This window comes from Bradyrhizobium sp. P5_C11_2 (assembly GCF_054049755.1).
The window spans coordinates 1-11,290 of the sequence record NZ_JBFULT010000222.1 but is presented as its reverse complement, the minus strand read 5'-3'; the positions used below and the strand labels follow the sequence as shown (position 1 = coordinate 11,290).

7 protein-coding genes are annotated in these 11,290 nt (G+C 65.6%); 5 read left to right on the top strand and 2 right to left on the bottom strand.

The features are described from left to right. The 5 genes from ACXJL8_RS20810 to ACXJL8_RS20790 all read left to right on the top strand — a co-directional run. Window positions 1–435, top strand: a 435-nt coding sequence (locus ACXJL8_RS20810; protein WP_456685487.1) for a hydroxypyruvate isomerase family protein, incomplete at its 5' end; no start/stop codon positions are given. Next, on the top strand, window positions 432–1,709 hold the full coding sequence (gene otnK / locus ACXJL8_RS20805; RefSeq protein ID WP_456685486.1) for a 3-oxo-tetronate kinase: 1,278 nt from the start codon (window positions 432–434) through the stop codon (window positions 1,707–1,709). The genes ACXJL8_RS20810 and otnK, both read left to right, overlap by 4 nt. Window positions 1,710–1,879: 170 nt before the next feature. Beyond that, window positions 1,880–3,571, top strand: coding sequence for a methyl-accepting chemotaxis protein (locus ACXJL8_RS20800; RefSeq protein ID WP_456619232.1), 1,692 nt, complete (start codon window positions 1,880–1,882; stop codon window positions 3,569–3,571). A 342-nt stretch (window positions 3,572–3,913) separates the two neighbouring features. Further along, window positions 3,914–7,093: an efflux RND transporter permease subunit gene (locus ACXJL8_RS20795; protein WP_456685485.1), complete on the top strand. Its 3,180-nt coding sequence runs from the start codon at window positions 3,914–3,916 to the stop codon at window positions 7,091–7,093. Further along, window positions 7,080–8,282 (top strand): efflux RND transporter periplasmic adaptor subunit, encoded by a 1,203-nt coding sequence (locus ACXJL8_RS20790; protein WP_456619230.1) that lies wholly within the window; start codon window positions 7,080–7,082, stop codon window positions 8,280–8,282. Before ACXJL8_RS20795 ends, ACXJL8_RS20790 begins: the two co-directional genes overlap by 14 nt. Window positions 8,283–8,410: 128 nt before the next feature. Here ACXJL8_RS20790 and ACXJL8_RS20785 read toward each other — a convergent pair whose 3' ends face one another. After that, on the bottom strand, window positions 8,411–9,928 hold the full coding sequence (locus ACXJL8_RS20785) for an acetyl-CoA acetyltransferase (protein WP_456619229.1): 1,518 nt from the start codon (window positions 9,926–9,928) through the stop codon (window positions 8,411–8,413). Between the two features lie 116 nt (window positions 9,929–10,044). Further along, window positions 10,045–11,178 (bottom strand): nitronate monooxygenase, encoded by a 1,134-nt coding sequence (locus tag ACXJL8_RS20780; RefSeq protein WP_456619228.1) that lies wholly within the window; start codon window positions 11,176–11,178, stop codon window positions 10,045–10,047. Window positions 11,179–11,290 lie beyond the last annotated feature (112 nt).

The following is an 11,290-nucleotide window of genomic DNA, read 5'->3' as shown; positions in this document are numbered from 1 at the left end:
ATCGAGGCCTTCTACAAATCGGTGGCGTGGGCTGCGGAATTCTTCGCGCCGCACGGCATCGACATCGTGCTCGAGCCGATCAATGCGCGCAACGTGCCCGGCTACTTCCTCAACGATTTCGGCTTCGCGCGTGACCTGATCCAGGAGTTGAGGCTTCCGAACCTGAAGCTCCAGTTCGACATCTATCACTGCCAGATCATTCATGGCGACGTCACCATGCGGCTGCGCGAGATGATGCCGATCATCGGCCACATCCAGATCGCCAGCGTTCCCTCGCGCAACGAGCCCGACGGCGAGGAGCTGAACTATCCGTTCCTGTTCGCCGAGCTCGACCGGCTCGGCTATGCCGGCTTCGTCGGCTGCGAATACAATCCGCGCGGCAAGACCACCGACGGCCTTGCCTGGTTCAGGCCCTATGCGGGAGTGAAGCCGTGACACTTGCGTTGGGCTGTATCGCCGACGACTACACCGGCGCCTCCGATCTCGCCAACACGCTGACGCGCGCGGGCCTGCGCACCGTGCAGACCATCGGCGTGCCTGCGGACGATCTTGCGCTGCCCGAGGTCGATGCCGTCGTGGTGTCGCTGAAGAGCCGCTCGATCGAGGCCGGCCTTGCYGTGTCGCGTTCGCGCGCGGCGGAGAAATGGCTGCGTGGCCGCGGCGCGGGCCACGTGCTGTTCAAGATCTGCTCGACCTTCGATTCCACCGATGCCGGCAATATCGGCCCGGTGATGGACGCACTGCGTGCCGATTGCGGCGAGGCCGTCGTGCTGGTGACGCCGGCCTTCCCGGAGACCGGCCGCACCGTCTACCAGGGCAATCTGTTCGTCGGCGCCGTGCCGCTGAACGAGAGCCCGCTCAAGGACCATCCGCTCAACCCGATGCGTGATTCCAGCCTGGTGCGCGTGCTCGCGCGCCAGAGCAAGATGCCAATCGGCCTCGTGGATCTTGCGACCGTCACCCGCGGAGCGGAGGCGGTGCGGGCGCGTCTTGCGGAACTATCGGCCAAGGGCATTGGCGCCGCCATCATCGATGCCGTGTTCGACCGCGACCTCGAAACCATCGGGCTCGTTGCTGCCGAGCACCGGCTGTCTGTCGGCGCCTCCGGCATGGGTCTTGGGCTGGCGCGGGCGCTGGTGTCGACAGGCAAGGTCAAATCGACAGCGGCAAGCAGCGAGGCGGGGGCAGCGGTCGGCGGACCGGCGGCTTGCCTGGCCGGAAGCTGCTCGCAGGCGACGCTCCAGCAGATCGCCAATGCCGAACGCGTCATGCCGGTGCTTCATCTCGACCCGGACCGTATTATTACGGGCGGGCACGAGGCGCAGCGCGCGCTGGACTGGGCCAGGCCGCGGCTCACCGAAGGTCCGGTCCTGATCGCATCGAGCTCGACGCCGGATCAGGTCGCAGCGCTCCAGGCGCGTCACGGCCGCGACGCGGCCGGTCACGCCATCGAGCAGGCGATGGCCGATATCGCCGAGGGCCTGGTGCAGGCCGGCATCAAGCGCCTGATCGTTGCCGGCGGCGAGACATCCGGCGCCGTGGTTGATCGGTTGAAGATTCCTGGATTTCTCGTAGGAGTGGAAATTGYCGCGGGCGTCCCGGTCCTGCGTGCGGTCGGCGTCGCGAAAGGCGAGATGTTGCTCGCCTTGAAGTCCGGAAATTTCGGTGGCGCGGAATTTTTCACGGATGCGCTTGGGCTCATGCGCTGAGCGCAGAGCGTTCTTAGCGCCATGTTCATTTGTTTCGGCTTCCGTACTCGTACGGAGTCGTAGTTAACATCTGCTCAGGTGCTCTGGTGTCTGATGTCGGCGCTGCTCCCTTTGGTTGATTCGTAAAACGTCCGGACGCGCCGCCGCGCCAGCACAAAGAGACATTTATTATGCTCGCCACCATCTCCATTCGCGCCAAGATCATCAGTGTCGTGGCGTTCCTGCTGGTCGCGATGACCGGTATGGGCCTGCTCGCCGTCATGAAGATGCGGTCGATGAACGCCAACACCACCGACATCACCACGAGCTGGATGCCCAGCGTGCGGGTGCTCGGCGAGCTCCGCGCCAGCGTCATTACCTACCGCAACGTGGTGCGCCAGCACATGCTGTCCGAGACCCTCGAGGACAAGCTCGCCAACGAAAAGACGGCCGGCACCGTCATCGAGGCGCTCGCCAAGTCCCGCGTCGCCTACGAGCCCATGATCACCTCGCCGGAGGAGCGCGGGCTCTACAACGACTGGGTCAAGCTCTGGGACCAGTACAAGAAGGGGACCGAAGAGGTCTTCGCGCTGTCGCGCAAGGAGGCCGGCAAGGTCCCACATGAGGCGCAGGAACTGAACACCAAGACCGTGAACAAGATCGGTCTTCAGGCGGACGAGGTCCTGACCAAGGACATCGAGCTCAACAACAAGGGCGCCAACCAGGCGGCCCAGGACGCGGCCGACAGCTACTACTACGCCTTCATGCTGGTCTCGATCATCCTCGGCTCCGCCGTCGTGGTCGGCATCGGCGTCGGCTTCTATCTGGTGCGCGACGTCTCCAGCGGCATCAACTCCATCATCGAGCCGATGCAGGCGCTGGGCAAGGGCGACCTGACCGCCAAAGTCCCGCACCAGGGCGAGAAGACCGAGATTGGCGCCATGGCCGACGTGCTCCAGGTGTTCAAGGAAGCGCTGATCGCCAAGAAGGCGGCCGACGAAGCCGCCGCGCACGACGCCGAAGCCAAGATCGAGCGCGGCCGCCGTGTCGACAACATCACCCGTGAGTTCGAAACGATGATCGGCGAGATCGTCCAGACCGTGTCGTCGGCTTCGACCCAGTTGGAGGCCTCCGCCTCGACGCTGACCTCGACCGCAGATCGCTCGCAGCGGCTGGCGACCACGGTCGCGGCGGCTTCGGAAGAAGCCTCCACCAACGTGCAGTCGGTTGCCTCGGCGACGGAGGAGATGGCCTCCTCGGTCGGCGAGATCAGCCGCCAGGTGCAGGAATCGGCGCGGATGGCGGGCGATGCCGTCGGCCAGGCGCGCGCCACCACCGAGCGCGTCAGCGAGTTGTCCAAGGCGGCGTCCCGCATCGGCGACGTCGTTGAGCTGATCAACACCATCGCCGGCCAGACCAACCTCTTGGCGCTGAACGCGACCATCGAGGCGGCGCGCGCCGGTGAAGCCGGCCGCGGCTTCGCCGTGGTGGCGTCCGAGGTGAAGGCGCTGGCCGAGCAGACCGCGAAAGCGACCGGCGAGATCGGCCAGCAGATCTCGGGCATCCAGGCCGCGACCAACGACTCGGTCGGCGCGATCAAGGAAATCTCCTCGACCATCGAACGCCTGTCGGAAATCTCCTCGGCGATTGCGGCCGCGGTGGAAGAGCAGGGCGCAGCGACCCAGGAGATCGCCCGCAACGTGCAGCAGGCAGCCCAGGGCACCCAGCAGGTCTCCTCCAACATCACCGACGTGCAGCGCGGCGCCACCGAGACCGGCACGGCGTCCTCGCAGGTGCTGTCGGCGGCGCAGATGCTGTCGAACGACTCCGGCCGGCTGAAGACCGAAGTCAGCAAGTTCCTGACCAACGTCCGCGCGGCGTAAGCCTCCCCAACGTCGTCCCGGACAAGCGCGCCTAAAGCGCGCGCAGATACGGGACCCATATCCACAGGGAGAAGTTTTGCGAAGACTGGTGGTTACCACTCTCACGCCACAACCGCGTTCTGGGGTAATGGGTCCTGGCTTTCGCCAGGACGACACCGCATATAAAACGAGCAGCCTTCCCCTCGCATAGCTGCGATGCTTATTCCGCAGCGCGGTAGCACGGAAGTGAAGAGCGCGCTGTCGCTTGGCGTTGGCGCTGTCGGCGGTGCTCGGGTAAAGGGGAAAGAGGATCCCCACGGGGGCGGATTCCGTTTCCTCGCCTGACCTGGATTTGCCTGGCGCATGATAGCTCTGGTCCGTATTGCCCTGAGCCGGCCCTATACTTTCGTCGTGCTCGCGCTTCTGCTTCTGATCATCGGACCGCTCGCGGCGCTACGGACGCCGACCGACATCTTTCCGGACATCCGCATTCCCGTGATCGGTGTGGTCTGGCAGTACACCGGCCTGCCGCCGGACCAGATGTCGGGGCGCATCACCACGCCGTTCCAGCGGGCGCTGACGACCACCGTCAACGACATCGAGCACATTACGGCCAACTCCTATAACGGCTTTGGCATCATCAAGATCTTCTTCCAGCCCAATGTCGACATCCGTACCGCCAACGCCCAGGTCACCGCGATCTCGCAGACGCTGTTGAAGCAGATGCCGCCGGGCGCGACGCCGCCTTTGATCCTGAACTACTCGGCCTCGACGGTGCCGATCATCCAGGTGGCGCTGTCGGGCGAGGGGCTGACCGAACAGAACCTCGCCGACATCGGCATCAATAATCTGCGTACCCCGCTCGTCACAGTGCCCGGTGCGGCGATTCCCTATCCGTTTGGCGGCAAGCAGCGCCAGGTCCAGATCGACCTCGACCCGACCGCGCTCCAGGCCCGCGGTCTCTCCGGTCAGGACGTCGCCAACGCGCTCGCGGCCCAAAATCTGATCACGCCGGTCGGCACCCAGAAGATCGGCGCGTTCGAATACAACATCCAGCTCAACAACTCGCCGCTCAAGATGGACGAGCTCGGCAATCTGCCGATCAAGACCGTCAACGGCGCGATGGTCTATGTGCGCGACGTCGCAACCGTCAGAGACGGCAATCCGCCGCAGACCAACATCGTCCATGTCGACGGCAACCGCTCGGTGCTGATGATGGTCCTGAAGGCGGGCGCGACCTCGACGCTCGATATCATCGCCGGCATCAAGCAGAAGGTGATCGACGTCAAGGATCAGATGCCCGAAGCGCTGAAGATCGGCTTCATCGGCGACCAGTCGGTGTTCGTCCGCGGCGCGATTCAAGGCGTCGCCTTCGAGGGCGTGATCGCGGCGCTGCTCACCAGCGTCATGATCCTGCTGTTCCTCGGCAGCTGGCGCTCGACCGTCATCATCGCGGTCTCGATCCCGCTCTCGGTGCTCGGCGCCATCATCATGCTGTCGGCGATCGGCGAGACGCTGAACATCATGACGCTCGGCGGATTGGCGCTCGCGGTCGGCATCCTCGTCGACGACGCCACCGTGACCATCGAGAACATCAACTACCATCTCGAGCAGGGCAAGCCGGTCGAGCAGTCGATCCTCGATGGCGCCAACCAGATCGTGACGCCGGCCTTCGTCTCGCTGCTCTGTATCTGCATCGTGTTCGTGCCGATGTTCTTCCTCACCGGTGTCGCGCGCTTCCTGTTCGTGCCGATGGCGGAAGCGGTGATGTTCGCGATGATCTGGTCGTTCATCCTGTCGCGCACCCTGGTGCCGACCATGGCGAACTATCTGCTCAAGGCGCATGTCCATCACGAGGGCGCGCGGCCGAAGTCACGCAATCCGTTTGTCTGGTTCCAGCGCGGCTTCGAGAAACGGTTCGAGTTCATTCGCGGCGGTTACCACAATCTGCTGGGCCTTGCGCTGGCGCACCGCGCGGTGTTCGTGATCGGCTTCCTCTGCGTGGTCGGCGCGTCCTTTGCGCTGGTGCCGTTCCTCGGGCGCAACTTCTTCCCCGCGGTCGATGCCGGCAACATCCTGATGCATGTCCGCACCCAGGTCGGCACCCGCGTCGAGGAGACCGCCAACCAGCTCGCCGACGTGCAGAAGGCGATCCGCAAGCTGATCCCCGGCGAGATCGAGACGCTCACCGACAATATCGGCATGCCGATCTCCGGCATCAACATGACCTACAACAACACCGGCGTGATCGGCCCGCAGGACGGTGACATCCAGATCAAGCTGAAGGAAGGCCACAAGCCGACCGAGGAGCATGTGCGGGTGCTGCGCGAGCAATTGCCGCGGCTGTTCCCCGGCGTCAGCTTCGCCTTCCTGCCGGCCGACATCGTCAGCCAGATCCTGAACTTCGGCGCGCCGGCGCCGATCGACCTCCAGATCCGCGGCGCCAATATCAACGCCAACTTTGCCTACGCCAACGCGCTGCTGGCAAAGGTGCGGCGGATTCCCGGCGTGGCCGACGCGCGCATCCAGCAGTCGCCGAACAACCCGACCTTCAACATCGACGTCGACCGCACCCGTGCGCAATATGTCGGCCTGACCGAGCGCGACGTCACCAACAGCCTCGTGGTCAATCTCGCCGGCTCCTCGCAGGTCGCGCCGACCTACTATCTCAACCCGGACAACGGCGTGTCCTATTCGATCGTGATGCAGACGCCGCAATACCAGATCGACTCGCTCAGCGCGCTCCAGACGCTGCCGATCACGGCCGCCAGCAATTCGCAATCGCCGATCCTCGGCGGCATCGCCGACATCAAGCGATCGACCTCGAGCGCGGTGGTGTCGCAATACGACATCCAGTCGCTGGTGCAGGTTTTCGCCACGACCTCGGGCCGCGATCTCGGCGCGGTCGCGAACGACATCCGCCAGGTGATCGCCGACACCGCCAAGGAGGTGCCGAAAGGCTCCTCCGTGGTGCTGCTCGGCCAGGTGYAGACCATGAACAGCGCCTTTACCGGCCTGTTGTTCGGCCTGCTCGGGGCGGTCGTGCTGATCTACTTCCTGATCGTCGTCAACTTCCAGTCCTGGTCCGATCCGTTCGTGATCATCACGGCGTTGCCGGCCGCGCTCGCCGGCATCGTCTGGATGCTGTTCGCGACCGAGACGACGCTGTCGGTGCCGGCGCTGACCGGCGCCATCATGTGCATGGGCGTTGCCACCGCCAACAGCGTGCTGGTGATCTCTTTCGCCCGCGAGCGTTATGAGGAGCTCGGCGACCCCATTGCGGCGGCGCTCGAGGCCGGCTTCGTCCGGTTCCGCCCGGTGCTGATGACGGCGCTTGCCATGATCATCGGCATGGCGCCGATGGCGCTGGGGCTGGGCGAGGGTGGTGAGCAGAATGCGCCACTCGGCCGCGCCGTGATCGGCGGCCTGATCTTTGCAACGTTTGCCACGCTGATGTTTGTTCCCGTGGTGTTCAGTATGGTACACAAGACACAAGGCGCCAAAGCCGCCGCCGCATCGGAGACTCCGCATGTCGCCCACTGAATCCCGCTCACCGGTGTCGCGCCGGAAACTGGGCATCGTCGGCGTGGTGGCGGTCATTGCGGCAGGCCTCGTCGTGGGCACCGGGATTCGCGCCCGCGAGGAGCAGGGCTCCAAGCTGAAGGAGTGGACCGACGATCAGGCCGTTCCGAGCGTCGCGGTGACCCTGCCCAACGCAAAATCCCTCAACGCCACACTCGACCTGCCGGGCCGGCTGGAGGCTTACTACCGCGCACCCATCTTCGCCCGCGTCTCCGGCTATCTGAAGAGCTGGAGCGCCGACATGGGCGCGCGCGTCAAGGCGGGGCAGGTGATCGCCGAGATCGAGGCGCCCGACCTCGACCAGCAACTGCTTCAGGCCCGTGCCGATCTTGCCAGCCAGCAGGCCAGCGCGAGGCTGTCGGAAGCAACGCTGAACCGGCGCAAGACGCTGGTCGCTTCCAACTTCGTCTCCGCGCAGGAGATCGACGAGCGCACCGCCGATCTCTCCAACAAGAACGCCGCCGTCCATTCGGGCCAGGCCAATGTCGAGCGGCTGGAAGCGCTGGCCGGCTACAAGAAGATCACCGTTCCCTTCGATGGCGTGGTCACGGCGCGCGATACCGACGTCGGTGCGCTGATCAACGCCGGCGGTGGCTCGGGTCCGGCGATGTTCGTGGTTTCCGACATCACCAAGCTGCGCGTCTACGTCAACGTGCCGCAGAACTACGTGCCGGCGATCAAGCTCGGCGCCAAGGCCACCATCGTGTTGCCGGAGTACCCGAACCGGACCTTCCAGGCGACGGTGGAGGCCTCCTCGCAGGCCGTCGACGTCGCTTCGGGCACCACGCGCATGCAGCTCGGGCTCGACAATTCCAGCGGCGAGCTGATGCCTGGCGGCTATGCCAGCGTGAAGCTCAATTTGCAGCGCGATTCCGCGCCGCTCAGCATTCCCGCGAGCGCCCTGATCTTCAACGGCAGCGGCCTCAGGGTCGCGACCGTCGGCGCGGACGACAAGGTGTTGTTCAAGACCGTGACGATCGCGCGCGATCTTGGCAAGGAAATCGAGCTCGCCTCGGGCATCGCGCCCGACGACCGCGTCATCACCGCACCGGCGGACGGTCTGTCCAATGGCGACCCGGTGCGCGTGGTCGGTGCCGGAGCCAAGGGCAAGCCGACGACCGCCTCGGAGACGCAGGCGCCGAAGGGCTGAAGCTGACGTTGTAGGGTGGGTTAGCCCTGCGACTGCGCGAAGCGCAGTTGCCGGGCGTAACCCACCAACTTTGTCCCGCATTTTCTGAAGCAGGGTGGGTTACGCTTCGCTAACCCACCCTACGAGAGCTAAGCCAGCCGCCACTCCGGCACGCCGTCGGCCGTCATCGTGATCTCGCCCAGCGAGTCCACCGGCGTGCGATCCATATCCAGCAGATGCGCCAGCGTCGCGCCGTCGCTCGCCGGAATCCGCGCCAGCGTCCGGCGGTCATCCGCCGTGCGCAGCATGACCACACCGTGCTCGACGTCGCCGCCGCGGCCGTAGAGCACGGTAAAGCTCTCGACCTTGCCTTTGCCGCTCACCTCGGCGACGAACTCCGGTACCGCGCGCTTGTTGCGGTCGGCGACGGCCTGCACACTCGTCTCCTGCGCCAGCGCCTCGCGCGGCGGCGTCTTCGACACCACCAGCGCGTGGTGCTTGGTGACGAAGCCGCCCTGGCCGTAGAGCAGGCCGAGCTTAGCGCCATCGCGCAGGCGCCGCACCATCGCGCAGGCCGCATGCGTCATGTAGGTGTTGAGCGGGGCGCCGAAGAAAGTGAGCCCGCCGGTCACCGTCGGCTGCACATCGGGTCCGAGCCCCAATGTCCGCCGCGCCATCTTGGGCACGCAGGGAAAGCAGCTGTAGAGCTCGATCGCCTCGAACTTTCTGCCGTCGCCGCCGGCGAGATCCATCACGGCCTTCAAGACGGCATTCTGCGGATGGCTCTCATAAAACTGGTCGCGCAGCAGATAGTCGCGCGGCTCCTCCGCCGAGGCGCCACCCAGCGGATACACCAGTCTGTCCTCCGCGATCCCGGCCGCCCGCGCCTTGGCAAGGCTGGTGAGCAGCAGCGCGCCGCCCATGTTGACGCTGGGATTGGCGACCATCAGCTTGTTGTAGGGCCACGCGATCAGCCGGTTGTCCGCGGTCGGCGTCGTGATCTCGTCAGGCGCATAGCGCCGCTTCAGCCAGGCATTCGGGTTTTGCGCGGCCGCCTCCGAGTAGCGCGACCAGAGCGTGCCCGACTCGGCCATCGCCTCGCTCGGTGTCTGGCCCCAATGCGCGGACGAGGCCGCTTCGTAGAACGGATAGACGGTCACGGGCCGGAACACGCCGAGCTTGACGGCGAGCGGTTTCTGGAACGCCGCACCGCGCTTCGGCTCCTCGACATCATGGGCGAACGGCGTCCACGGCAGCTTTGTCCCAGTGCGCTCCGCCTTGGTCGCCGTCGATTGCGCCTCCGCGCCGCACACCGCGGCGACGCTGCATTCGCCGCGCGCGATGCGCTTTGCGGCCTCGTGGATATAGCGGATCGGGCTCTCGCCGCCGACCGGGCCGTAATAGCAGTGTGAAGGCGCAATGCCGAGGCGCTGCGCCAGAAGCTTTTCCGGATCGCGGTAGCGCCAGCTCAGGAAGTTGACGACGTCGAGCGACTGCACCTCGCCGAGCAGCCTTGCGCCGGCATCCTGCTCGGCGCGCCGCAGCGCCTGCTCCAGCAGGTCGAGCGGCTCGAGGCCCTCGGTGATGTCCTTGGGCCGGTCGATGATCTCGCCGATGCCGACGATGACGGGGATGCGGTCTGGGGGAAGGGTGGACTTGTCTGTCATGGCCTCAATTCACGATATTAGCTGTCGTCATTGCGAGCGAAGCGAAGCAATCCAGACTGTCTCCGCGGAAAGATTCTGGATTGCTTCGCTTCCGCTCGCAATGACGGCGCAGGCAACTACTCCGCCATCAGCGCATTCATGTGCTCGACGGCCTCCGCAAACTCTTCCTTGAACTCCTGCACCACCGCGCCTGCCGACTTCACGCTGTCGATCAGCCCGACGCCCTGGCCCACAAAGTAGCTGACGAGATCGCGCGCTTTGGCGTTGCCGGCCGCGGCCGCGCGGTCGATCGAATTGAAGGCGTCGCGGCTGATGATGCTCTGAAGCGGCATCGGCAGCGCGCCCGGGCTCTCCGGTGCACGGTCCCAGGCATCGGTCCAGACCGAGCGGAGCTGCCGCGCCGGCTTTCCGGTGCGGCCCTTGGAGCGGATCGCGTCGCGCGAGGAGGCCGCGATCATCTTCTCGCGAAAGATCTCCGTGGTCTCGGCCTCGACGGTCGCCAGCCACACCGAGCCGGTCCAGGCGCCGGCCGCGCCCATCGCCATGCAGGCCGCCATTTGCCGTCCCGTCATGATGCCGCCGGCCGCCAACACCGGCACGTCGCGGATCTTCTTGATCGCCTTGATCACCTCCGGCACCAGCACCATGGTCGAGACCTCGCCGCAATGGCCGCCGGCTTCGGTGCCTTGCACCACGAGGATGTCGACGCCGGCCGCGACCTGGCGCAGCGCGTGCTCCTTGGCGCCGACGAGGGCCGCAACCGGCACGCCGTGGGTCCTGCCCATCTCGATCATCGCTTTCGGCGGCACGCCCAGCGCATTGGCGATCAGGCGGATCGGATGGCGAAAGGAGACCTCGAGCAGCTCCAGCGCCGTCCTGGCGTCGAACGGTTGCGGCTGGTTGTCGGCAACGCTGGTCGCGGTCAGCTCGATGTCGTATTTCTTCAGCAGATCGCGCGTGTAGTCGCGGTGCGCCTGCGGCACGCGCGCCTCCAGGCTTTTCCAGGTGACGTCCTTCTCGCCCGCGGTCGAGATGTTTTCGGGGATCAGCACGTCGACGCCGTAAGGCTTGCCGTCGATGTGCGCGTCGATCCATGTCAGCTCGCGTTCGAGAGTCTCCGGCGTGTGGGCGGTGGCGCCGAGCACGCCAAAGCCGCCGGCGCGGCTGACGGCGGCGACGACGTCGCGGCAATGGCTGAAGGCGAGCAGCGGGAACTCGATGCCCAGCATGTCGCAGATCGGCGATTTCATGGCTCTCTCCCGGCAGCGGCTTTCGCGTTGCTGTTGTTGCTTTGTTGCTTCCTTGGGCGAAGGCCGTTCGACGCTAGCCCATCGCCACCCGCGATGCCAAGCCGGATTTGGC